General features: G+C 57.1%; 20 protein-coding genes. 12 read left to right on the top strand and 8 right to left on the bottom strand.

Annotated elements, in window-relative coordinates; all coding sequences use genetic code 11:
- Window position 1 precedes the first annotated feature (1 nt).
- A complete protein-coding gene (locus LLF79_RS19215) occupies window positions 2–694 on the top strand; it encodes an RraA family protein (protein ID WP_023345059.1) in 693 nt (230 codons plus the stop codon).
- A complete protein-coding gene (locus LLF79_RS19210; RefSeq protein ID WP_227880242.1) occupies window positions 694–1,632 on the top strand; it encodes an NAD(P)-dependent oxidoreductase in 939 nt (312 codons plus the stop codon). Before LLF79_RS19215 ends, LLF79_RS19210 begins: the two co-directional genes overlap by 1 nt.
- A 32-nt stretch (window positions 1,633–1,664) precedes the next feature.
- On the opposite strand, the gene LLF79_RS19205 is transcribed toward LLF79_RS19210, so the two are convergent.
- Window positions 1,665–2,861: an NAD(P)/FAD-dependent oxidoreductase gene (locus tag LLF79_RS19205; protein WP_023326258.1), complete on the bottom strand. Its 1,197-nt coding sequence runs from the start codon at window positions 2,859–2,861 to the stop codon at window positions 1,665–1,667.
- Window positions 2,862–3,089: 228 nt separating this feature from the next.
- On the opposite strand from LLF79_RS19205, the gene pitA reads away from it, so the two are divergent.
- Window positions 3,090–4,589 carry an inorganic phosphate transporter PitA gene (gene pitA, locus LLF79_RS19200; protein WP_008503116.1) on the top strand — a complete coding sequence of 500 codons (1,500 nt, stop codon included), beginning with the start codon at window positions 3,090–3,092 and terminating at the stop codon, window positions 4,587–4,589.
- 54 nt (window positions 4,590–4,643) lie between these two features.
- Here pitA and uspB read toward each other — a convergent pair whose 3' ends face one another.
- Window positions 4,644–4,979, bottom strand: a complete 336-nt coding sequence (gene uspB, locus LLF79_RS19195; RefSeq protein ID WP_003861224.1) for a universal stress protein UspB — start codon at window positions 4,977–4,979, stop codon at window positions 4,644–4,646.
- 283 nt (window positions 4,980–5,262) lie between these two features.
- Here uspB and uspA point away from each other — a divergent pair, with 283 nt between their 5' ends.
- Window positions 5,263–5,700, top strand: coding sequence for a universal stress protein UspA (gene uspA / locus LLF79_RS19190; RefSeq protein ID WP_003861223.1), 438 nt, complete (start codon window positions 5,263–5,265; stop codon window positions 5,698–5,700).
- A gap of 92 nt (window positions 5,701–5,792) precedes the next feature.
- Here uspA and rsmJ read toward each other — a convergent pair whose 3' ends face one another.
- Window positions 5,793–6,545 carry a 16S rRNA (guanine(1516)-N(2))-methyltransferase RsmJ gene (gene rsmJ, locus LLF79_RS19185; RefSeq protein WP_227880187.1) on the bottom strand — a complete coding sequence of 251 codons (753 nt, stop codon included), beginning with the start codon at window positions 6,543–6,545 and terminating at the stop codon, window positions 5,793–5,795.
- 7 nt (window positions 6,546–6,552) lie between these two features.
- Window positions 6,553–8,595, bottom strand: a complete 2,043-nt coding sequence (gene prlC / locus LLF79_RS19180) for an oligopeptidase A (protein WP_023294757.1) — start codon at window positions 8,593–8,595, stop codon at window positions 6,553–6,555.
- A 207-nt stretch (window positions 8,596–8,802) separates the two neighbouring features.
- Here prlC and LLF79_RS19175 point away from each other — a divergent pair, with 207 nt between their 5' ends.
- The 3 genes from LLF79_RS19175 (at window position 8,803) to LLF79_RS19165 (ending at window position 12,902) form a co-directional block, all read left to right on the top strand.
- Window positions 8,803–9,645: a 23S rRNA (adenine(2030)-N(6))-methyltransferase RlmJ gene (locus LLF79_RS19175; RefSeq protein WP_008503119.1), complete on the top strand. Its 843-nt coding sequence runs from the start codon at window positions 8,803–8,805 to the stop codon at window positions 9,643–9,645.
- Window positions 9,646–9,716: 71 nt separating this feature from the next.
- A complete protein-coding gene (gorA, locus tag LLF79_RS19170; RefSeq protein WP_227880186.1) occupies window positions 9,717–11,069 on the top strand; it encodes a glutathione-disulfide reductase in 1,353 nt (450 codons plus the stop codon).
- A 183-nt stretch (window positions 11,070–11,252) separates the two neighbouring features.
- Window positions 11,253–12,902, top strand: coding sequence for an alpha,alpha-trehalase (locus tag LLF79_RS19165; protein ID WP_021242149.1), 1,650 nt, complete (start codon window positions 11,253–11,255; stop codon window positions 12,900–12,902).
- Window positions 12,903–12,961: 59 nt separating this feature from the next.
- Here the strand turns inward: LLF79_RS19165 and LLF79_RS19160 are convergent, their stop codons facing one another.
- Window positions 12,962–14,551, bottom strand: a complete 1,590-nt coding sequence (locus tag LLF79_RS19160; RefSeq protein ID WP_227880185.1) for an STY4199 family HEPN domain-containing protein — start codon at window positions 14,549–14,551, stop codon at window positions 12,962–12,964.
- A gap of 147 nt (window positions 14,552–14,698) precedes the next feature.
- On the opposite strand from LLF79_RS19160, the gene LLF79_RS19155 reads away from it, so the two are divergent.
- Together LLF79_RS19155 and LLF79_RS19150 are read left to right on the top strand one after the other, a co-directional pair.
- Window positions 14,699–15,238 (top strand): GNAT family N-acetyltransferase, encoded by a 540-nt coding sequence (locus tag LLF79_RS19155; protein WP_087450015.1) that lies wholly within the window; start codon window positions 14,699–14,701, stop codon window positions 15,236–15,238.
- Between the two features lie 71 nt (window positions 15,239–15,309).
- Window positions 15,310–15,648 (top strand): lysozyme, encoded by a 339-nt coding sequence (locus tag LLF79_RS19150; protein ID WP_008503124.1) that lies wholly within the window; start codon window positions 15,310–15,312, stop codon window positions 15,646–15,648.
- Here LLF79_RS19150 and LLF79_RS19145 read toward each other — a convergent pair.
- Window positions 15,627–16,229 carry a response regulator transcription factor gene (locus tag LLF79_RS19145; protein WP_023294761.1) on the bottom strand — a complete coding sequence of 201 codons (603 nt, stop codon included), beginning with the start codon at window positions 16,227–16,229 and terminating at the stop codon, window positions 15,627–15,629. The genes LLF79_RS19150 and LLF79_RS19145 overlap by 22 nt on opposite strands.
- A gap of 154 nt (window positions 16,230–16,383) precedes the next feature.
- Window positions 16,384–17,142: an SDR family NAD(P)-dependent oxidoreductase gene (locus LLF79_RS19140; protein WP_008503126.1), complete on the bottom strand. Its 759-nt coding sequence runs from the start codon at window positions 17,140–17,142 to the stop codon at window positions 16,384–16,386.
- Between the two features lie 119 nt (window positions 17,143–17,261).
- Here LLF79_RS19140 and LLF79_RS19135 point away from each other — a divergent pair, with 119 nt between their 5' ends.
- The 3 genes from LLF79_RS19135 (at window position 17,262) to LLF79_RS19125 (ending at window position 20,820) form a co-directional block, all read left to right on the top strand.
- On the top strand, window positions 17,262–18,161 hold the full coding sequence (locus LLF79_RS19135; RefSeq protein WP_008503127.1) for a LysR family transcriptional regulator: 900 nt from the start codon (window positions 17,262–17,264) through the stop codon (window positions 18,159–18,161).
- 50 nt (window positions 18,162–18,211) lie between these two features.
- On the top strand, window positions 18,212–19,237 hold the full coding sequence (gene yhjD, locus LLF79_RS19130; protein WP_008503128.1) for an inner membrane protein YhjD: 1,026 nt from the start codon (window positions 18,212–18,214) through the stop codon (window positions 19,235–19,237).
- 260 nt (window positions 19,238–19,497) lie between these two features.
- Complete coding sequence (locus tag LLF79_RS19125) at window positions 19,498–20,820, top strand: MFS transporter (protein ID WP_008503129.1); 1,323 nt, start codon at window positions 19,498–19,500, stop codon at window positions 20,818–20,820.
- Between the two features lie 93 nt (window positions 20,821–20,913).
- Here the strand turns inward: LLF79_RS19125 and LLF79_RS19120 are convergent, their stop codons facing one another.
- Window positions 20,914–22,956 (bottom strand): AsmA family protein, encoded by a 2,043-nt coding sequence (locus LLF79_RS19120; protein WP_227880183.1) that lies wholly within the window; start codon window positions 22,954–22,956, stop codon window positions 20,914–20,916.
- Window positions 22,957–22,970: the final 14 nt, after the last annotated feature.

Genomic DNA, 22,970 nt, shown 5'->3' with positions numbered 1-22,970 from the left:
CATGTCCGTTTCTGAAAAAAAACCGATTAATCGCCAGTTCGAACGCGTTTCTGCCGAGGACGTTCGTCGGGCTGCCGAGTATCAGGCCGCCATTCTGGCCGACGTCGCCGGTCGCCGCGGTACGCTTCACGGCCGCATCAAACCGCTGGCTCCTCACATGTCCGTTGCGGGTCCGGCCATCACCGTGGAAGTCCGTCCGGGTGATAATCTGGCGATTCATGCCGCGATGGCGGTTGCGCAACCCGGCGATGTCCTGGTCGTCGACGGCAAAGGCGACCTGAGCTGCGCGCTGCTGGGCGAAATCATGGCCACTCAGGCTCAGGCGAGCGGCATTGCGGGCATCATTATTGACGGCGCTGTACGTGACGCCGATTCCCTGAGCAAAGGTCACTACCCTGTCTTTTCTGCCGGTCTGAACCCCTGCGGCCCGACAAAGTTAATTTCTGGCCGGGTTAATCATCCCATTTCAGTCGCCGGGGCGACGGTTCAGGCCGGGGATCTGGTTGTCGCGGATATCGACGGCGTGGTCGTCATCCCGCGTGATGAGGTTCAGCAGGTCATCGCGCTGGCAAAAGAAAAGCTGGAGATGGAGACCCGGCGTCTTGCCGCCATCCGTGAAGGCGATTTGCGTCCACACTGGCTAGATGACGCGCTTCGTAAGGCAGGTATGTTAGCTGACGGGGAGACGCTGTGATGGGGGGCAAAGACGTAATTCTGGTTACCGGAAGCGACCTGGCGGAGCAGGCCATGGTGATGCTGCAGGGCTTTGAGGTGGTGTTTGCGGGCCGCCAGCCGACAGAAGATGACCTGATCGCGCTGTGTAAACGACACAATCCCGTGGCGATTCTGGTTCGTTACGGCCGGATCACCGCGAAAGTCATGGATGCCGCCCCGGCTCTGCAGGTTATTTCCAAGCACGGAAGCGGGATCGATGTGATAGACCAGACGGCAGCGGCCGAGCGCAATATCGCCGTCCGCGCGGCCCCAGGCGCAAACGCGGCGGCAGTGGCTGAACATACCTGGGCGCTGATCCTCGCCTGCGCAAAGTCTGTAGTGCCTCTGGACAAGCGGTTACGAGACGGGCACTGGGATAAGGCAACGCATAAATCCATTGAGCTGGAGGGATTAACCCTGGGGCTAATCGGATTGGGCGCTATCGGCTCGCGCGTGGCAACTATTGGTCATGCCTTCGGTATGAAGGTGCTGGCTTACGATCCTTATGCGAAGTCCATGCCTGCCCTGTGCGAACGCGCAGAGACGCTGATCGGACTTCTTTCCCGTTCCGATGTCATCTCTTTGCACTGTCCGCTAACCGATGAGAATCGGGGAATGATCAATAGCGAGGCGCTCGCACACTGCAAACGGAACGCCATTCTGGTCAATACGGCACGCGGTGGACTGATCCACAGTGAATCGTTACTGGCGGCGCTCCGGGATGGCACGCTGCACAGCGCAGCGCTGGACAGCTTTACCCAGGAGCCGCTGACGGCGCCGCACCTCTGGCAGTCCGTAGAAAACGTGGTGATTTCACCGCATATTGGCGGCGTTACCGCCGCGTCATACATCAAGATGGGGACCGTGGCCGCGGGCAATATTCTGGCCGTGACGGATGCCACCACCGTCAGCCCGTAAAGCCAAGCGTGACGAGTGGCAGCGCGCTGATGTCACTTGTCTTCTGCCAGCGCCTGAGCACACGCCCAGGCACTTGCCCAGGCCCACTGGAAGTTATACCCGCCGAGCCAGCCGGTCACGTCCATCACTTCACCGATGAAGTAGAGCCCCGGCACGTTGCGCGCTTCCATGGTACGGGAAGAGAGTTCATTCGTGTCGACTCCGCCCAGCGTGACTTCCGCCGTGCGGTAGCCTTCCGTGCCGTTTGGCTGCACGCGCCAGTTTGTTAGCGTCTCGACCAGCGTTTCCTGCTCGCGGCTGTTAAGCTGCTTGAGCGACACGTCGGGGATCTGCCCCAGCACCTGCAAACATTCCACCAGACGCTTCGGCAGCTGCATTGCGAGGGTGTTTTTCAGGCTTTGATTCGGGTGCGCGGTACGCTGCTCGTTGAGGAAGGCATCGAGATCGCAGTCCGGGAGCAGGTTAACCGTGACAAACTCTCCCGGCTGCCAGTAGCTCGAGATTTGCAGGACCGCCGGGCCGGAGAGGCCGCGATGGGTAAAGAGCAGGTTTTCGCGAAACACCGTGCCGTCTTCGGCGGTGATAACGGCGGGAACGGACACGCCAGACAGCGTCTGAAGCTGTTCCAGAAGCGGTTTATGCAGCGTGAACGGCACCAGCCCGGCGCGCGTAGGCAGGACTTTCAGGCCAAACTGCTCGGCGATTTTATAGCCGAACGGGGAAGCGCCCAGCCCCGGCATAGACAGGCCGCCGCTGGCAATCACCAGATTATCGGCGCTGACGGTTTCACCGTTGAGCTGCAGCGTGTAGCCCTGGTCATCGCGGGAAACGTCCAGCACTTCGGTGCGCAGGCGCATGACCACGCCGCCCTTCTCGCACTCGGCCACCAGCATATCGACAATCTGCTGCGCGGAGTCGTCGCAGAACAGCTGGCCCAGCGTCTTCTCATGCCATGCGATACCGTGCTTACCCACCAGGTCGATAAAGTCCCACTGGGTATAACGCGCCAGCGCAGATTTACAAAAATGACGGTTTTGGCTCAAATAGGCCGCGGGTTCAACATACAGGTTAGTAAAGTTGCAGCGCCCGCCGCCGGACATCAGGATCTTGCGGCCTGGCTTTTTACCGTTATCCAGCAGCAGCACGCGACGACCCGCCTGTCCGGCCATTGCCGCACAAAACATACCCGCCGCACCGGCGCCAATTACCACGGCATCAAACCTTTCCACGTCAAAACCCTCTTTGTTAACTGCCGCGGATTGTAAAGTTTCCTCTGTGGTCACACCAGCGTAAAAAGATATTACAAAGCCATTCCATTGAAATTTAAAGAATATCCTTTCAGGCACTTTTCTCAATTCAGGTGGTATGTCAAAAAAAGTCTATATTTCACTTTGCCCGTTGCGCATTTGTCCTGGATAATGCGCCGCGTTCATGTCCTCAAAATGGCGTAACGTCCTATGCTACATTTGTTTGCCGGCCTGGATTTACATACCGGGCTTTTACTCTTGCTTGCTCTGGTTTTTGTACTGTTTTACGAAGCGATCAACGGCTTCCACGACACTGCAAACGCAGTAGCGACGGTTATCTACACTCGCGCAATGCGATCGCAGCTTGCGGTTGTTATGGCGGCGGTATTTAACTTTTTTGGTGTCCTCCTGGGCGGACTGAGCGTTGCGTATGCGATTGTGCATATGCTGCCAACAGATCTGCTGCTTAACGTAAGTTCTGGCCATGGCCTCGCTATGGTGTTCTCAATGCTGCTTGCTGCAATTATCTGGAACCTCGGTACCTGGTATTTCGGCCTGCCTGCATCCAGTTCTCACACCCTCATCGGCGCGATTATCGGTATCGGGTTAACCAACGCCCTCATGACCGGTACATCGGTTGTTGATGCGTTAAATATCCCGAAAGTACTGGGGATCTTTGCCTCTCTCATCGTCTCCCCTATCGTGGGTCTGGTGGTGGCGGGCGGGCTGATCTTCATCCTGCGTCGTTACTGGAGCAATACCAAAAAACGCTCCCGTATTCACCTGACGCCGGCAGAGCGTGAAAAGAAAGACGGCAAGAAAAAGCCGCCATTCTGGACGCGTATTGCCCTGATCATTTCCGCTATCGGCGTGGCTTTCTCACACGGCGCGAACGATGGTCAGAAAGGCATTGGTCTGGTGATGCTGGTACTGATCGGTGTTGCTCCGGCAGGCTTCGTGGTTAACATGAACGCCTCCGGCTACGAAATCACCCGTACCCGCGATGCGGTCAACAACGTTGAAACTTATTTCCAGCAGCACCCTGAACTGCTGAAAAAAGCGACCGGCGTTGACCAGTTAATCCCGTCTCCGGAAGCGGGTGCCACGACTGCGCCAGGCGAGTTCCACTGCCATCCGGCAAACGCGATTAACGCGCTGGAACGTGCGAAAGGCATGCTGGGCAATATCGAAAGCTATGACAAACTGACCGTTGAGCAGCGTGGTCAGTTGCGTCGCATTATGCTGTGCATCTCTGATGTGACGGATAAAGTGGCGAAGCTGCCAGACGTGAATGCTGACGACCAGCGTCTCCTGAAGAAACTGAAAGGCGATATGCTCAACACCATTGAGTACGCGCCAATCTGGATCATCATGGCGGTCGCGCTGGCACTCGGTATCGGTACGATGATTGGCTGGCGCCGCGTGGCGACCACCATCGGCGAGAAGATCGGTAAGAAAGGCATGACCTATGCGCAGGGTATGTCCGCGCAGATGACGGCGGCAGTGTCTATCGGTCTGGCGAGCTATACCGGTATGCCGGTATCGACCACCCACGTACTCTCCTCGTCCGTGGCAGGTACCATGATTGTTGACGGTGGCGGTCTGCAGCGCAAAACCGTGACCAACATTCTGATGGCCTGGGTGTTCACCCTTCCGGCGTCCATCCTGCTGTCTGGCGGGCTGTACTGGATTTCGCTGAAGCTGATTTAATCGGTTAAAGGCGACAAAAAAGCGGGTCAGGAAACTGACCCGCTTTTTTTATGCTCAGTGCCAAATCATCAATGCAATCATGCTGACCACGACCAGGCCACACAGGGCGCTGGTTAAAATGAACTGACGACGCAGGCGCTCGCAGCGACGGATAAACTCTTCATCGTGATGATCGCGGTAGCGCTGGTAGTAAATATATCCCACCAGACGCATCTGTTTGCTGGGCTGTCCATGCGAGGTGAAGAACCCTCCACCGTCCACATACTGATAAAGCAACGGATCGCAACCACGAAGTACCACTAACAGCGCACGTAACGATGAGAAGTAGCGCGCCATATTCACTATGCAAACTACGCATAACGCCCAAAACAATGCGACGGTGCTAATCATACATCCTCCCCGGCGTCCGCCCACGAAGCAAGGCTTCTGAGCTACCGCACCCCAATGCCCTGACAGACAGTTCAGTGAAAGAATGACCAAAAGTCGATCCGGTTCGCGTTTTAATATCCGAACGGCTCATTTAATAGTGTAGGAGATCCGTTAATTTTTTTGCCACAAGGTTAATCGTTATCAACACCAAAGCTTGAAAAATATGTTTAACTGGGCCGTAATGAAAGCATCAGACGACGGCTTTCCCATTTAGTCATCGATAACTTAAGGAAGGAGTAACACTATGGCTTACAAACACATTCTCATCGCGGTAGACCTCTCCCCGGAGAGCAAAGTGCTGGTTGATAAAGCGGTATCCATGGCACGTCCCTACAACGCGAAAGTTTCGCTGATTCACGTTGATGTGAATTACTCCGACCTCTACACCGGTCTGATCGACGTCAATCTGGGCGATATGCAGAAGCGTATCTCCGAAGAGACGCACCACGCCCTGAGCGAACTGTCCACCAACGCGGGCTACCCGATTACCGAAACCCTGAGCGGCAGCGGCGACCTGGGCCAGGTATTGGTTGATGCGATCAAGAAATACGACATGGATCTGGTGGTGTGCGGTCACCATCAGGACTTCTGGAGCAAGCTGATGTCTTCCGCTCGCCAGCTGATTAATACCGTTCACGTGGATATGCTGATTGTTCCGCTGCGTGACGAAGAAGACGAGTAAGCGCAAAAAAGCCCGGTGGCGCTAACGCTTACCGGGCCTACAGGCGGCCCGAAATGTAGGCCGGGTAAGGCGAAGCCGCCACCCGGCTTTTTTTATTCCGGTGTCCCCGAATAAATATCAAACCGGTGCCCTTTGGTGGTCACCGCATTGGTCGTGGCAACGTCCGCCAGGGGCGGCGCATAGTCAGGGCGCTTCACCACCACCCGCTTCGTCGCGAGCTGACGAGCCGGTTCCAGCAGGCCATCCGCATCCAGATCAGGCCCCACCAGAGACTGAAACACCCGCATCTCTTTCTTCACCAGCGCGCTTTTCTGCTTGTGCGGGAACATCGGGTCGAGATAGACGACCTGCGGGCGCGGGGTGATATCGGTCAGCGCCGTCAGGCTCGAGGCATGGATCAGCTGCAAACGCTCCTGCAACCACGGCCCGATTTCCGGGTCCGCGTAGCCACGGCTCAGACCGTCGTCGAGCAGGGCTGCCACCACCGGATTGCGCTCCAGCATCCGCACATGACAGCCGACAGACGCCAGCACAAACGCATCGCGCCCCAGCCCCGCCGTGGCATCCACCACGTCCGGCAGATAGCTTCCTTTAATCCCAACCGCTTTCGCCACCGCTTCGCCGCGACCGCCGCCGAACTTGCGCCGGTGCGCCATGGCCCCGCCGACAAAATCGACAAAAATCCCGCCGAGCTTCGGTTCGTCGCGCTTACGTAATTCGAGATGTTCTGGTGTCATCACCAGCGCCATCAGGTTATCTTCATCGTGCTCCAGCCCCCAGCGGGCGGCCAGAACAGATAAGGCGCCGTCTCCGGCGCCTGTTTCATCCACTAAGCAGATATTCACGTAACAATCAGCCTTTGATCCCGTAATGCTCAAGCATCGCGTCCAGCTGCGGCTCGCGCCCACGGAAGCGTTTGAACAGCACCATTGGCTCTTCGGAACCGCCGCGGGTCAGGATGTTGTCGAGGAACGACTGGCCGGTTTCGCGGTTGAAAATCCCCTCTTCTTCGAAACGAGAGAAGGCATCCGCCGCCAGCACGTCGGCCCACAGGTAGCTGTAATAACCTGCCGCATAGCCGCCCGCGAAGATGTGGCTGAACGCGTGCGGGAAGCGGCCCCAGGTTGGCCCTGGAATAACCGCGACCTGCTTTTTAATCTCGGCCAGGGTTTCAAGGATTTTCGCCCCCTGCTCCGGGCTGAACTCGGCGTGCAGGCGGAAGTCGAACAGGCCGAACTCCAGCTGGCGCAGGATAAACATCGCCGCCTGGTAGTTCTTCGCCGCCAGCATTTTATCCAGCAGTTCTTTCGGCAGCGGTTCGCCGGTCTCGTAGTGGCCGGAGATAAACGCCAGCGCGTCCGGCTCCCAGCACCAGTTTTCCATAAACTGGCTTGGCAGCTCGACCGCATCCCACGGTACACCGCTGATGCCTGCCACGCCTGCGGTTTCGATGCGGGTCAGCATATGGTGCAGACCGTGACCGAACTCGTGGAACAGGGTGATCACTTCGTCGTGGGTAAAGAGCGCAGGTTTGCCGTTCACCGGACGGTTGAAGTTACAGGTCAGGTAGGCGACCGGCTTCTGCAGGGAACCGTCTGCTTTACGCATCTGGCCCACGCAGTCGTCCATCCACGCCCCGCCGCGCTTGTTCTCACGCGCGTAGAGATCGAGGTAGAAGCTGCCGCGCAGTTCGTTTTTCTCGTCATACAGCTCGAAGAAGCGCACGTCCGGATGCCAGACGTCGATATCGGTACGCTCTTTGGCGGTGATGCCATAGATGCGCTTCACCACTTCAAACAGGCCGTTAACGGCTTTGTTTTCCGGGAAGTACGGGCGCAGCTGCTCGTCGCTGATGCTGTAGAGGTGCTGCTTCTGTTTTTCGCTGTAGTAAGCAATGTCCCACGGCTGCAGCTCGTCCACGCCGAACTCCGCTTTCGCGAAGGCGCGCAGCTGGGCCAGCTCTTTTTCACCCTGCGGACGGGCGCGTTTCGCCAGATCGGTCAGGAAGTCGAGCACCTGCTGCGGATTTTCCGCCATTTTGGTGGCGAGGGATTTATCAGCATAGTTTTCAAAGCCCAGCAGCTGAGCCAGCTCGTGGCGCAGGGCGAGGATTTCCGCCATCACCGGGCTGTTGTCCCACTTACCGGCATTCGGCCCCTGATCGGAAGCGCGGGTGCTGTAGGCGCGGTACATCTCTTCGCGAAGCGCCTGGTTTTCGCAGTAGGTCATCACCGGCAGATAGCTTGGGATATCCAGGGTTAACAGGTAGCCGTCCTGCTCTTTCGCTTCGGCCTGCGCTTTTGCCGCCGCCAGGGCGCTTTCCGGCATGCCGGAAAGCATAGCTTCGTCGGTAATCAGCTTCGTCCAGCCCATGGTGGCGTCAAGGACGTTGTTGCTGTACTGGTTGCCCAGCTCGGACAGGCGCGCGGCGATTTCACCGTAGCGGGTCTGCTTCTCTTTTGGCAGGCCAATCCCGGACAGCTCAAAATCACGCAGGGCGTTATCGACCGATTTTTTCTGGGCGGTGTTCAGCTCGGCGTAGTGATCGCCGTCGCGCAGGTCGCGGTAGGCTTTGTAGAGCCCTTCGTGCTGGCCGACCCAGGTGCTGTACTCAGAGAGCAGCGGCAGGGTTTGCTCGTAGGCTTCACGCAGTTCCGGGCTGTTTTTTACCGAGTTCAGGTGGCTCACCGGGGAGAAGATACGCCCCAGCACGTCGTCCACTTCGGCCAGCGGCTGACACAGATTTTCCCAGGTGTACGGCCCGCCCTGCGCGACCACGCTTTCTACCGCCGCGCGGCAGTTGTCCAGCGATTGCGTAACCGCTGGAACCACATGCTCGGGGAGGATTTTAGAAAACGGCGGCAACGAAAAAGGCGTCAGTAATGGATTGGTCATAAACGCTGTCCTGTTGAATAAGATGAATGAAGCGCGCATCCGGCGCTGTGCATATGCGATCTAGAATGGGGTTAAGTGTAGAGGATTTCAATGCCAGACGTTGTCGAAAAGAGCCCGGTGGCGCTGCGCTTACCGGGCCTACGGGTAATCTGCGCCGTTCTGCTGTAAACTGTGGCAAATCGTCAATTCAGCGGAATATCATTACCCATGCTCAGTTATCGCCACAGCTTCCACGCAGGCAACCACGCCGACGTCCTTAAACACACTGTTCAGAGCCTGATCATCGAATCGCTCAAAGAGAAAGAGAAGCCGTTTCTCTATCTGGACACCCACGCGGGCGCGGGCCGTTATCAGCTGAGCGGTGAGCATGCCGAGCGTACCGGTGAATACCTGGAAGGGATCGCCCGCATCTGGCAGCAGGACGACCTGCCTGCCGAGCTGGAGCCGTATATCGGCGTGGTGAATCACTTCAACCGCAACGGCCAGCTGCGCTACTACCCGGGATCCCCGCTGATTGCCCGCCAGCTGCTGCGCGAGCAGGACAGCATCCAGCTGACCGAGCTGCATCCGAGCGACTTCCCGCTGCTGCGTTCTGAATTCCAGAAAGACAGCCGCGCCCGCGTGGAAAAAGCCGACGGCTATCAGCAGCTGAAAGCCAAGCTGCCGCCGGTTTCCCGTCGCGGCCTGGTACTGATCGACCCGCCGTACGAAATCAAAACCGACTATCAGGCGGTGGTGACGGGTATTCACGAAGGCTACAAACGCTTCGCCACCGGAACATACGCCCTGTGGTATCCGGTGGTGCTGCGCGCGCAAATCAAGCGCATGATCAAAGACCTGGAAGCCACCGGCATCCGCAAAATCCTGCAGATCGAGCTGGCCGTGCGTCCGGACAGCGACCAGCGCGGCATGACCGCCTCGGGCATGATCGTCATTAACCCGCCGTGGAAGCTCGAAGCGCAGATGAACAACGTGCTGCCGTGGCTGCACAAAACGCTGGTGCCAGCCGGTACGGGTCATACCTCCGTCAGTTGGATCGTGCCGGAGTAATCGCAGCCATCGGTGGAAACTATTGATTTCAGGTATACAATCGCGGCAATTCACGATTAAGGACAAAAGCTATGACTAAGCATTATGACTACATCGCCATCGGCGGTGGCAGCGGCGGCATCGCCTCCATCAACCGCGCGGCCATGTACGGCCAGAAGTGTGCGCTGATTGAAGCCAAAGCGCTGGGCGGCACCTGCGTGAACGTGGGTTGTGTACCGAAAAAGGTGATGTGGCATGCGGCGCAAATCCGTGAAGCTATCCATATGTATGGCCCGGACTACGGCTTTGACACCACCATCAACCACTTCGACTGGGACAAACTGATCGCCAGCCGTACCGCCTACATCGACCGTATTCACACCTCGTACGACAACGTGCTGGGTAAAAATAACGTCGACGTTATCCACGGTTTCGCCCGCTTTATGGACGCGAAAACGATCGAAGTGAACGGTGAGACGATCACCGCCGATCACATCCTGATCGCCACCGGCGGCCGTCCGAGCCACCCGAACATCCCGGGCGTGGAATACGGCATCGACTCTGACGGTTTCTTCGAACTGCCTGCCCTGCCTAAGCGCGTTGCCGTGGTGGGCGCGGGTTACATCGCGGTGGAGCTGGCTGGCGTGATTAACGGTCTGGGCGCCGAAGCGCACCTGTTCGTGCGTAAACACGCGCCGCTGCGCAGCTTCGATCCGCTGATCGTTGATACGCTGGTTGAAGTGATGAACACCGAAGGCCCAACCCTGCATACCAACGCCGTGCCAAAAGCGGTGGTGAAAAATGCAGACGGCAGCCTGACCCTGGAGCTGGAGGATGGTCGCAGCCAGACCGTCGATTGCCTGATCTGGGCGATTGGCCGTGAACCGGCGAACGATAATTTCAACCTGGGCGTGACCGGCGTGAAAACCAACGAAAAAGGCTATATCGTCGTCGATAAATTCCAGAACACCAGCGTACCGGGCATTTATGCGGTCGGCGATAACACCGGTGCCGTTGAGCTTACCCCGGTTGCCGTTGCGGCGGGCCGCCGTCTCTCCGAGCGCCTGTTCAATAACAAGCCGGACGAGCATCTGGACTACAGCAACATCCCGACCGTGGTCTTCAGCCACCCGCCAATCGGCACCGTCGGCTTAACCGAGCCGCAGGCGCGCGAGCAGTATGGCGACGACCAGGTGAAAGTGTATAAATCCGCGTTTACCGCGATGTATACCGCCGTTACCTCCCACCGTCAGCCGTGCCGCATGAAGCTGGTCTGCGTCGGCCCGGAAGAGAAGATTGTCGGTATCCACGGCATTGGCTTCGGCATGGATGAGATCCTGCAGGGCTTTGCGGTAGCGCTGAAGATGGGCGCGACCAAGAAAGATTTCGACAATACCGTGGCGATCCACCCAACGGCCGCCGAAGAGTTTGTCACCATGCGTTAATGCATAAGCCCCTCTCCGGAGGGGCTTTTTTTATTCACATTCATAAATCGTTGCAAAACGAATGCTCCGAAAAGAGTGATCTACCGCACATATCCCTCCACATCTACCGAAGCGAATGTCTACGCTTATAAGACGCCCGGATAAACCTGTCTTTTGAACACACAACCGGAGGTCCCTATCACCATGTTCAACCAGAAACTACAGGCTACCGAGAACATCGAATTCGAGATTGCAGAAGAGCTGCGCTACGAGACCGATCCCTGCGAGTTGAAACTGGATGAAATGATTGAGGCGGAGCCGGAACCCGAGATGATCGAGGGGCTACCCGCCTCCGATGCACTGACGCCCGCAGACCGCTATCTTGAACTGTTTGAGCACGTGCAGTCCTCGCGCCTGTTCACGGACAGCAAAACCTTTCCCGACTGCGCGCCGAAGATGGATCCGCTGGATATCCTGATCCGCTATCGCAAGGTCAGACGCCACCGGGATTTCGACCTGCGCCAGTTTGTGGAAAACCACTTCTGGCTGCCGGAGACCTACAGTACGGAATATGTCTCCGACCCCGGTCTGTCCCTCAAAGAGCACATTGACAGCCTGTGGCCGGTGCTGACGCGCGAGCCGCAAGATCATATTCCCTGGTCTTCCCTGCTGGCGCTGCCCCAAGCCTATATCGTTCCCGGCGGACGATTCAGCGAGACCTACTACTGGGATTCCTATTTCTCCATGCTGGGGCTGGCGGAGAGCGGTCGTAACGATCTGCTGAAATGTATGGCGGATAACTTCGCCTGGCTGATTGAACGCTACGGGCATATTCCCAACGGCAACCGTACCTATTATCTCAGCCGCTCCCAGCCGCCGGTCTTTGCGCTGATGGTGGAGCTGTTTGAGGAGGACGGCGTGCGCGGTGCGAAACGCTATCTGGAACACCTCAAAATGGAGTACGCCTTCTGGATGGACGGCGCGGAGTCGCTCCTGCTTAACCAGGCCTACCGCAGCGCCGTGCGTATGCCGGACGGCTCGTTGCTCAACCGCTACTGGGATGACCGTGATACCCCGCGCGATGAATCGTGGATTGAGGACGTGGAAACTGCCCGCCATTCGGGCCGTCCGCCAAACGAGGTGTATCGCGACCTGCGCGCCGGGGCGGCGTCCGGCTGGGACTATTCCTCCCGCTGGCTGCGCGATCCGTCGCGGCTCGCCAGCATCCGCACGACGCAGTTTATCCCCATCGATCTGAACGCCTTCCTGTTCAAGCTGGAAAGCGCAATCGCCAACATCTCGGCGTCGAAAGGGGATAAAGAGACGGCCGACCTGTTCCGCCAGAAAGCCAGCGATCGCCGCGAGGCGGTGAACCGCTATCTGTGGGACGAGGAGAGCGGCTGTTACCGAGATTACGACTGGCGACGCGAAGAGCTGGCGCTGTTTTCTGCCGCCAGCATTGTGCCGCTGTATGTCGGCATGGCGACCCATGAGCAGGCCGAGCGCCTGTCTGATGCGGTCAAAGCGCGACTGCTGACGCCGGGCGGGATTCTGGCGACCGAGTACGAAACCGGCGAGCAGTGGGATAAACCCAACGGCTGGGCGCCGCTGCAGTGGATGGCGATCCAGGGGTTCAAGCAGTACGGCAACGACTCGCTGGGGGATGAAATCGCCTGGAGCTGGCTGCATACGGTGAACCATTTTTATCAGACGCATCATAAGCTGATTGAGAAGTACCACATCGCCAGCAGCACGCCACGCGAAGGGGGCGGGGGTGAGTATCCGCTGCAGGATGGTTTCGGCTGGACGAACGGCGTGGTGCGGCGGCTGATTGGGTTGTATGGGGAGCCTTGAATAGGGTGCGGTCTGGTGCCCTCACCCCGGCCCTCTCCCACGGGGAGAGGGAGGAGAGATCAGCGAATCACCTCATAAATGGCGCTCTGAATAGACTGCCATTTTTTGGTGGTGGCATCCGGCTGTGACTTCGCACGGCGTGTGGCCATGTCGAGATCGTGCTGCTGGCGTTTCACCACCGCTGGCACGGTGCAGAAAGCTTTGAGGTACTCTTTACGTACCGAGGTCAGAGACTCGCCGTTCGACATCGCGTGGCTGAGCGTGTTGATGAAGCGCCGACACGGCTTCTCCTCCACCATGTTTTGCCGGTAGCGTAGCATCAGCTCCAGCACGTCGTCATAGCCTGCCGACATCGCCTCTTCGGTCCAGGACAGCTTCCAGTCCATACCGCCCTGCAAAAAGAGCTGGGTCACGCGGGTGTCGTTGCGGTTAATGGCCGAGCGGAAATTATTCTCGTCCCAGGTCACTCCCAAGCGCGTGAGCGTTTCGCGCGAGGAAGGTGTCTCACGCATTTCCTGTGGCGGCGCCGCTTCAGCCGCGCTGACGGCCGCAGGCTGCGGTTTACTGCTGGTCACCAGCCAGAAGCCTCCCGCCACGATGGCAATCACCATAACGCCAACCGCCCCCCATAACGCACCGGAAATGAGCTGCTCGCGTTGTTCGGGGGTGCGCGGCGCGCGCTGGGTCGGCTTTTCAATGGTGTCACGGACTTCAAACAGATCCCCACCGGTGACCCGATCCATTTTCTGCGCCTTTTCCCAGAAGGTATGCAGTTCGCTGGCATCTACCGCCATGAATCCCGCCGGATTGACGCGCGTTCTCCCCTCTTCAAACGCGCGTTGAACGGGCCGCGCGATCTGCGCATAGTAGTTATCCAGCAGCTGGATTTGCGCCGAGCTTAACGTTTTCTGGACGGTGATGTTGTTGCGAATTTGCCGAATGTCATCGAGGAAGGTTTGCAGCGTTTTACGCGGTTCAACCAGCAGCGTCAGCATGGACGGGTCGCTGAACAGCGAAGCGTAATAGCGGCTGAACTCTTTTTTATCCACCAGCATTTGCGCCAGTTCGCTGAACATCATGCCGCTCAGGACATCGTTGATCTCGCCCAACTTCAGCCAGCGCCGTACGCGGTCGGCGTTAAACAAAGTCTTGAGATGGTTATTCAGCCTTACCTGATCGGGCCAGGCCTGCTGGATGAGCCCTTTTATCATGAGCTCTATCGCCCGCACCTGCTTATGCGCCTGCTGCTGCTGAAGTTCGCTGCCCGGAGTCAGCTCCGTGCTGTAGGTCAACAGCGGCTGCTGCAGGCGAAGGTGCTCCAGCGCGGTGACAAAGCGCATCGCCGCAATCAGCTGGTTTTCACTCACATCCTGTCCGCTTTCATACTGCGGCACGCGCTGCTGCAGCAGGCGCAGCTGGAGCGTAAATTCCGACATCTCGGCATCATTCAGGTTGAGTTTTTTCGCCACGGCTCCCCAGCCGCCCAGGGCTAATCGCGCGCTGTCCAGTTGTTCCAGAAACCAGCGTGGATCTTTGCCCTCAGAAGCATGTACATTCAGAAGAAGCAAAATTTCCACCGACGCATGGCGAATGACCGCCAGACAGTGTTCGAACTGTTCGCGAATATGATGTGATGTGCTGAGAGTCATTGTTTTCCTTAAGCGACAACGAAGACATCCGGATTGGCACGTAACGGCCTTTTTTCTTTTTATTTATACGCGGTTAACCATACCTGACTTTCTGTTGAAATAAAGTGACAACCCTAAAATCATTTAAAATGTTTCAGGAGAATCTGAATGCCGGTTTTAATTACCCCTCGCCTGAACTGCTCGCCTTTACGAGAAGAAGACTGGCCCTTTTTTCTGGCGCTACAGCAGCATCCCGACGTCATGCGCTTTGTGGCGGAAGACCGCCCCGTCGCGGCGATCCGCGAGGCGTTTGATTCGCGCCTGACGCCCTGGACGCCAGGGAGCGCGCACTGGCTGTGCCTCGTCGTGCGTGACGCCGCTTCCAGGGCTCCGTTGGGCGTCACCGGGTATATTCATCGGGAGGAGGATTGCGCTGAGGTCGGTTTTCTTTTCGCTCCCGAGGCGCAGGGGAAAGGTTACGGCTTTGAATCCCTGAAAGCGCTTTGCGATTACGCTTTTCATCAGGGCGGTATACGTCGACTTACCGCCACCGTCACCGCCGGGAATGTCGCCTCACGACGTCTGCTGGAAAAAGCCCGCTTTTGCCTGGAGGGCGAATTACGCGAGAGCTATTACCTTGCGGGACGTTGGCATAATGACTGGTTATTTGGTTTATTGCGGCAGGAATATCTGAATAACAATCCCTGATCAATAGCCATTTGGCGGATATTTCTCGTACCTCATTTCCTCTACAGTGTCGCCATTAAGAGGAAATGAATATGAAAGAGCATGCGCTGAAAATATCTTCTGCCGCCATCGCGTTAATAAAGAAACATCAGGGTCTTTCTCTGGAAAAATATCGTGACGAAAAAGGATTATGGGTTATCGGCTATGGCCACGTTATCCGCGATCAGGAGCATTTTCACGGCCCTGTCACACCTCTGGAGGCTGAGACTTTGCTGCGCGAAGATATCCGGTTGTGTGAAGCGCTGCTGCGGGAAAATATGACACGTCCATTAACCCAACAGCAGCATGATGCGCTGGTGATGATGATATTCAGTTTCGGAGAGATAACGTCGCTCCCAAACGCGCTTTTTCAGGCCGTCGCCCGGGTATAATACATGGCTGCCTGCGTTCTGTTTTTCACGTCCAGCCGCCGGAAAAGCGCCTCGAGGTGCGCTTTTACCGTGGCCGCACTGATGTTCAGATTGCGGCCAATCTCTTTATTCGACTCCCCCGCCGCCAGCAATTTCAAGACTTCGCGCTGGCGCTCGCTCAAGGATAATAATGCCTGAGGCGACGTCGGCTCTCTGACCCATTCTCCGGGAAAACAGACCATCCCTCTGGATACCGAATCCAGTACGGCGGAAAACCGTTCGGGATTGGCGTTTCGGGGAACAATGGCCATGACGTTTCGCTGCCGCAGCTGCTCAGCACATTTGGCCTCTTTTTTCGCCAAAATCAGAATCACACGTATCGCCGGAAAGCGATGCAGGATCGCTTCCAGCAAAGTGCTCCCTTCGTCCTGAATTAAATTCCCATCAATCATGACGATAGCCGACGGTGAAGCAGAAATCTGAGTCCATAAATCTTCTGCCTGACAGGTCCCAGTTATATTTATTTCCGGAATCAACCTCTGAAGACTGTGTATCGCTCCGTGAATAAAGAGTGACTGCCTGTCAAACATGATTACTCGCATCGTTTTTTCCCCTCTGAGAATAGCGAAGGGGGATTCTACAGAGGCATTATTTAAGAAAAAACTCAACGAATGGATACGTTACAAATCCCCGGTGTTCTTTATATCTGTCAGTATTTAGACACATTTATCTTAAGGATTTACTCAAGCGCGTACCTCACAGGAACATACCGCCTGATACTTCAATACGTTGCGCATTCATCCAGCCCAGTTTGTCGCTGAGCAGTGCCGCAATGGCATCGCCGATATCGTCAGGTAGCCCCACCCGCCCCAGCGCCGTCTGGGACGCCAGCATCTGGTTGAGCTCCGCGTTGTCGCGCACGTGTCCGCCGCCAAAGTCGGTTTCTATCGCACCAGGCGCAATGATATTGACGGAGATGCCGCGCGCGCCCAGCTCTTTCGCCTGATAACGCGTCAACACTTCCATTGCTCCTTTCATCGCCGCGTAGGTCGCCGATCCCGGCTGGGTAAAACGGGCCAGCCCGCTGGAGACGTTGAGGATCCGTCCGCCGTCGTTAAGCAGCGGCAGCAGGCGCTGCGTCAGGAAGAAAGGTCCTTTGAAATGAACGTTCAGCGCCTCGTCAAACTGGGCTTCCGTCGTGTCGGTATAAGGCGCATATAAACCCGTCCCGGCATTGTTCAATAAATAGTCAAACGTTTCACGCTGCCAGACGCTCTTAAGGGTTTCCTGAAGCTGTTGGGCAAAATGCTCAAAGCTCGTGATATCCCCGACGTTGAGCTGCAATGCCGCCGCGTTGACGCCTTTTTCCTGAATTTCATGCACAACGTCCAGCGCTTCCTGCTGGCTGCGGTTGTAGGTCAGCACAATTCCCGTGCCGTCTGCCGCCAGCTTTAAGGCAGCGTTTTTACCCAAACCACGGCTACCACCCGTCACTAATGCGATACGTTCAGTCATCATAAACCTCGTTTTGGCTGTTATGGAGATTGAGTAAGAGCTTATTAGGTGATAGAAAATCAATAAAGATGAGTTAAAACGCTTCACTGTTTCAGCACAAACAACAATGAGCTATATCTATGGATAAAATTCACGCAATGCAGCTGTTTGTTCGCGTCGCGGAACTGGAGAGTTTTTCCCGCGCGGCAGAAACATTAACGTTGCCGAAAGGCAGCGTGTCACGACAGATTCAGGCCCTCGAAAACCGGCTTGGCACCCAGCTATTGCACCGCACCACCCGCCGCGTCAGCCTGACGCAGGACGGTATGGTCTATTACGAACGGGCAAAAGATCTGCTGGCAAACCTCGATGAGCTGGACGGTATGTTTTTGCACGATCCCTCCAGCATCAGCGGACGGCTCCGCGTGGATATGCCCGTCGCCGTAGCTCGAAATTTAGTCATCCCCAAACTGCCTGCTTTTCTGCAGCATTATCCGGGCATCGAGCTGGAGCTCAGCAGCAGCGATCGTCTGGTGGATGTGATCCGCGAAGGGTTTGACTGCGTGGTACGCGTCGGCACCCTGAAAGATTCAGGGCTTATTGCCCGACCGTTGGGCAAGCTGTCGGTGATTAACTGCGCCAGCCCGGATTATCTGGCGCGTTTTGGCTACCCGGAAACGCTGGACGATTTAGGCTCGCACGCCGTCATTCACTACACCGCTACGCTGGGAACTCGCCCACAGGGCTTTGAGTTTTATAACGGCAGTACGACGCAGTGGATAAAAACGGGAGGGGTGTTAACTGTTAACAGCACCGAAACTTACCAGGCTGCCTGCCTCGCCGGGCTGGGCATCATTCAGGTTCCGCGGGTTGGGGTGCGAGATTTACTGCGCGCGAAGAAACTGATTGAAATTCTCCCGCAATACCGGGCCGAACCAATGCCTGTCTCCCTGATTTATCCCCACCGGCGCAACCTCTCCCGCCGGGTACATCTGTTCATGGAGTGGCTGACCGAACTCACAAAAGCTTACGTGGACTAGTCGCAAGCTATAATTCAGTAACATCCAGCCAAACGAAAAGGAAAAGACGCGTGACGCCGGAAAATAACCCGCAACGACCCACCCAACATTTAGAGTATGAACCCATCAAGAAGATGGAGACCGAGCCGGAAGAGACCAGGTCTCCAGGTACCGCCAGCAAAGCGCTGGGGACCGTCACCGGCATTATCGCCAGAATTCAGCAGTTTCCCATGATTGCGCATCTGATACGTGCGACCGAACGCTTTAATGACCGCATGGGAAACCAGTTTGGTGCCGCTATCACCTATTTCTCCTTCCTGTCGATGATCCCGATCCTGATGGTGTCGTTTGCGGCGGCCGGTTTTGTGCTCGCGTCGCACCCGACGCTGCTGCAGGATATCTTTAACAAAATCCTGAATAACGTCAGTGATCCAACCCTTGCCAGCACGCTCAAAAGCACCATCAATACCGCCGTCCAGCAGCGCACCACCGTCGGTATCGTCGGTTTGCTGATTGCCCTTTACTCCGGCGTTAACTGGATGGGCAACCTGCGCGAGGCCATTCGCGCCCAGTCGCGCGATGTCTGGGAGCGTAAGCCGCAGGATCAGGAGAAGATTTGGGTGAAGTATCTCCGCGACTTTGTTTCGCTGATTGGCCTGCTCGTCGCGCTCATCGTGACGCTGTCCATTACCTCCGTGGCGGGCTCCGCGCAGCAGATGATCATCTCCGCGCTCTACCTTGATTACATCGAATGGCTGAAGCCCGCCTGGCGCAGCATTGGGCTGGCCATTTCCATCTTCGCCAACTACCTGCTGTTCTTCTGGATCTTCTGGCGCTTGCCCCGTCATCGTCCCCGCAAGAAGGCGCTGATCCGCGGCACGTTGATCGCGGCGATCGGCTTTGAGGTGATCAAAATCGTGATGACCTACACCCTGCCGTCGCTGGTGAAATCCCCTTCCGGCGCGGCGTTCGGCTCGGTGCTGGGGTTAATGGCGTTCTTCTACTTCTTCGCACGTTTAACCCTGTTCTGCGCAGCGTGGATCGCCACTGCCGAGTACAAAGACGACCCGCGAATGCCGGGCAAAACGCACCGTTAACCCCTCTCCCGGGCTGAAATTTCAGCCCGATTCATCATTTCAGCATATAAATCCAGTCCGTAACTTTTATTTAACCGAAAACCAGTTTTATTGACTGATATTTAAAATCTGTGAAGCATTTCATAGACGTGTTTTGGCTGGCCTGAAAATTATCCGCTTTTTGTTGCTTTTATCACCAGGTCGCGGCTTTGTTACAGATTGAAATGTCGCTTTTGCTGTGCGTAATATGGCCTTTCGTTCGACAAAAATAAGAAAATATTATGCAAGCAACCGCCACCACACTCGACTCAGAAACGGAAAACGTTCCGGTAAATTCGCGAAATAAAGTTGTCGTCGCCTCGCTGATTGGCACCGCCATCGAGTTCTTCGACTTTTACATTTACGCCACCGCGGCGGTCATCGTCTTCCCGCACATTTTCTTCCCGCAGGGCGATCCGACGGCGGCCACGCTGCAGTCCCTGGCGACCTTTGCTATCGCGTTTGTTGCGCGTCCGATTGGCTCCGCGCTGTTTGGACACTTTGGCGATCGCATCGGACGCAAAGTGACGCTGGTGGCCTCGCTGCTGACGATGGGGATCTCCACCGTGGCCATCGGCCTGCTGCCGACGTATGAGACCATCGGCATTCTGGCGCCGGTCCTGCTGGCGCTGGCGCGTTTTGGTCAGGGTCTGGGCTTGGGTGGTGAATGGGGTGGCGCGGCGCTGCTGGCCACCGAAAACGCCCCGGCGCGCAAGCGCGCGCTGTATGGTTCCTTCCCGCAGCTTGGCGCACCGATTGGCTTCTTCTTCGCCAACGGGACGTTCCTGCTGCTCTCCTGGCTGCTGACGGATGAACAGTTCATGAGCTGGGGCTGGCGTATCCCGTTTGTCTTCTCAGCCGTGCTGGTGCTGATTGGCCTGTACGTGCGAGTTTCTCTGCATGAGACCCCTGTTTTCGCGAAAGTGGCCGCGGCGAACAAGCAGGTGAAAGTGCCGCTGGGCACGCTGCTGACCAAGCACGTCCGCGTGACCGTACTGGGCACGTTTATCATGCTGGCCACCTACACGCTGTTCTACATCATGACCGTTTACTCCATGACCTTCAGTACCGCCGCCGCGCCGGTTGGGCTGGGTCTGCCGCGTAACGAAGTGCTGTGGATGCTGATGATGGCGGTGATCGGGTTTGGCGTGATGGTGCCGATTGCGGGCCTGCTCGCGGATAAGTTCGGTCGTCGCGCAAGCATGATCACCATCACCACGCTGATCGTTCTGTTTGCTCTGTTCGTCTTCCCGCCGCTGCTGGGTTCAGGTAGCCCGGCGCTGGTGATGGCCTACCTGCTGATTGGCCTGAGCCTGATGGGGTTGACCTTCGGCCCGATGGGGGCGTTGCTGCCAGAGCTGTTCCCGACGGAAGTGCGTTATACCGGCGCGTCGTTCTCCTACAACGTCTCGTCTATTCTGGGCGCCTCCGTTGCGCCGTATATCGCCACCTGGCTGCAGGCAAACTACGGCCTGTTCTATGTGGGCGTTTATCTGGCTGCCATGGCGGCACTGACGCTGATTGCGCTGCTGCTGACGCACGAGACGAAGCACCAGGCTCTGTAAGCTAATACCGGGTGGCGGCTACGCCTTACCCGGCCTACGATTCAAATGTAGGCCGGGTAAGCGCAGCGCCACCCGGCAAAAACAGGCCGCACCTTACTTCTTCATCTGTGACAAAATGGTCCGGCACTGATTCGCCTCGCCCTCTGACGGCGATATCAACGCCAGCAGCGCTGCGGCGGGGGTAACCAGCGTCGCAAGCGCCGCAGCCACCGCACCACGCGCAATCAGCGGTCCGGGCTTCACGCCCGCCTGCGGATTTTTGAAGGTTCCGCGCACGTACAGCGGCGAGCGCAGCGTGATGATACGGATCCCCTTACTTTCCGGATCGATGGTCAAATCCAGCTGTTCGGACGCCATACTGGCGGTACCGGTCACGTTAATCACCGCATTTTCCGTGTCGAAGGCAAAAATCTGCGGACGCGCCACGCCGTTAACCAGATCCAGATTGGCCGCCGCGCAGTTCACCCGCACCTCATCATCACCGAAGATTTGCCCGATGATATAGTTCCCGACGTTCAGGCCCAAGATTTCCATCAGGTTGCGGCTCACCAGCCCGTCGTTCATCAGCAGCTTCAGGTTGCCATTACCGCTGCCCAGCAGCGCCGCCACGGAGTTCCCCACGCCGCGAATGTCGGCATCGCCGTTCATCTCGCCGAGGGTCTTCTGCATCAGCTCGACGTTCGGCATCAGCGCTTTCAGCTTAAGCCTGCGGGCCTGAATCTCCGCGCGCCCCTGCATCGGCTTTTTATCGCCTTCCAGGTGAATGTTGGAGGAAATCGTCCCGCCCGCCATGCCAAACTTCAGCGGCTGCAGGCGCAGATCGGCATTTTTCAGGATGATATGCGTCGACAGATCGCTCAGCGGCAACGTGCTGCCATGCTCAATCTTACGCCCTTTGAAGCGCACATCCGCATCCATCACGTTCCACTTATCGGTTTCAAAGCGATCGTAAGGCAGCACTTTTCCCGCAGGTTGAATGTCCTTTTTCACCTCTTTTGACTTCGTACCTTTACCGGAATCCACGCCGATCAGCGGGCCGAGATCGGCCAGACGCAGCTGGCGGGACTCAACGTCCCCTTCCAGCTTCGGTCTCGGTTTTCCGGTGGTGTAGGTCAGCGAGCCGTGGATATCGCTGTCGCCGATGCGGCCGTTAAAATCACGGTAGTCAAAAACCGACGATTTTTCGCTGTCGATTTTGGCGACCAGATGCCCGTCCGTTTCGAACGGCGGGGTATCCGGCAGCAGCACGCCGGTCAGCTCATACAGCTCGCCCAGCGAATCACCGGCAAATTTAAGCTGAAGATCGACGCCGCCCATGTTCATCGGGTCGTTGACCGTTCCCACGAACGCCACGCGGGTGTTACCGGAGCGGAAGTCCGCCTGCACCGGGAACGGCGTGCCTTCGCTCCGGAGCGCCAGCATGCCGCCTATTTTCCCTTTACCGCTGAGCGGCTGGTCGTTGTAGCGTCCTTTTGCCGTCAGGCCGAAGACATAGTCGCCCACGCTTGCCGTGTCACCTTTGGCTTTCGTCCCCGTGACCTCGCTAAACGGCAGCGGCTTGCCCAGCGGATCGACCAGGATCTCCACGTCGGCCTTGCTGACCTTATCGTCGATGGCGATCCGCCCGCGATCGAAAAGAATATTGTCCAGACGGAATGACCACGAAGAGGGCTGGGCATTCGGATCCTTTTCGCCGTCGCTGGCAAGGTTAAACGTCCAGTTATTGTTTTTTTCAGAGAGGCGGATCAGGCGCGCATCGGGCTGCAGAAGTTTGATCCACGGCAGATAGACCGTTTTGGTCAGCAGCGCGAGCGGGGCCAGCGTGGCCTCAACGCGCGGCAGGTGGATCATGGTGACGTCCGGGATATCCGGCGGGTTACCGAGAATGATGTCGTCGGCGTGGACGTGCGGCCAGGGGATCCAGCTTCGCCAGCCGGGCTCCTCTTTCTGACGCTCCCACACGACCCCTAAATCACCGCGTATGGCGAAGGGGCGGTTTAGTTCGGTTGAGACTTTCTGGTTGATGGTCGGCTTAAGACGGTTCCAGTCAAACGTCGCGATAATGATGGCGACGACCACGAACAACAACAAGAAAATCCCTGCTGTCCAGGAGATTACCCTGGTTGTTCTTGTCATTTTTATCCCCTTTC

This window comes from Enterobacter cloacae complex sp. 2021EL-01169, assembly GCF_020733125.1.
Lineage (GTDB): Bacteria > Pseudomonadota > Gammaproteobacteria > Enterobacterales > Enterobacteriaceae > Enterobacter > Enterobacter roggenkampii.
This window is presented reverse-complemented; position numbering and strand designations above follow the sequence as displayed.

Bases quoted from the DNA above. Each gene is read 5' to 3' on its own strand.
- LLF79_RS19215 (WP_023345059.1), top strand. From the start codon at position 2: ATGTCCGTTTCTGAAAAAAAACCGATTAATCGCCAGTTCGAACGCGTT.
- LLF79_RS19210 (WP_227880242.1), top strand. From the start codon at position 694: ATGGGGGGCAAAGACGTAATTCTGGTTACCGGAAGCGACCTGGCGGAG.
- pitA (WP_008503116.1), top strand. From the start codon at position 3,090: ATGCTACATTTGTTTGCCGGCCTGGATTTACATACCGGGCTTTTACTC.
- uspB (WP_003861224.1), bottom strand. From the start codon at position 4,979: ATGATTAGCACCGTCGCATTGTTTTGGGCGTTATGCGTAGTTTGCATA.
- uspA (WP_003861223.1), top strand. From the start codon at position 5,263: ATGGCTTACAAACACATTCTCATCGCGGTAGACCTCTCCCCGGAGAGC.
- prlC (WP_023294757.1), bottom strand. From the start codon at position 8,595: ATGACCAATCCATTACTGACGCCTTTTTCGTTGCCGCCGTTTTCTAAA.
- LLF79_RS19175 (WP_008503119.1), top strand. From the start codon at position 8,803: ATGCTCAGTTATCGCCACAGCTTCCACGCAGGCAACCACGCCGACGTC.
- gorA (WP_227880186.1), top strand. From the start codon at position 9,717: ATGACTAAGCATTATGACTACATCGCCATCGGCGGTGGCAGCGGCGGC.
- LLF79_RS19165 (WP_021242149.1), top strand. From the start codon at position 11,253: ATGTTCAACCAGAAACTACAGGCTACCGAGAACATCGAATTCGAGATT.
- LLF79_RS19160 (WP_227880185.1), bottom strand. From the start codon at position 14,551: ATGACTCTCAGCACATCACATCATATTCGCGAACAGTTCGAACACTGT.
- LLF79_RS19155 (WP_087450015.1), top strand. From the start codon at position 14,699: ATGCCGGTTTTAATTACCCCTCGCCTGAACTGCTCGCCTTTACGAGAA.
- LLF79_RS19150 (WP_008503124.1), top strand. From the start codon at position 15,310: ATGAAAGAGCATGCGCTGAAAATATCTTCTGCCGCCATCGCGTTAATA.
- LLF79_RS19145 (WP_023294761.1), bottom strand. From the start codon at position 16,229: ATGCGAGTAATCATGTTTGACAGGCAGTCACTCTTTATTCACGGAGCG.
- LLF79_RS19140 (WP_008503126.1), bottom strand. From the start codon at position 17,142: ATGACTGAACGTATCGCATTAGTGACGGGTGGTAGCCGTGGTTTGGGT.
- LLF79_RS19135 (WP_008503127.1), top strand. From the start codon at position 17,262: ATGGATAAAATTCACGCAATGCAGCTGTTTGTTCGCGTCGCGGAACTG.
- LLF79_RS19125 (WP_008503129.1), top strand. From the start codon at position 19,498: ATGCAAGCAACCGCCACCACACTCGACTCAGAAACGGAAAACGTTCCG.
- LLF79_RS19120 (WP_227880183.1), bottom strand. From the start codon at position 22,956: ATGACAAGAACAACCAGGGTAATCTCCTGGACAGCAGGGATTTTCTTG.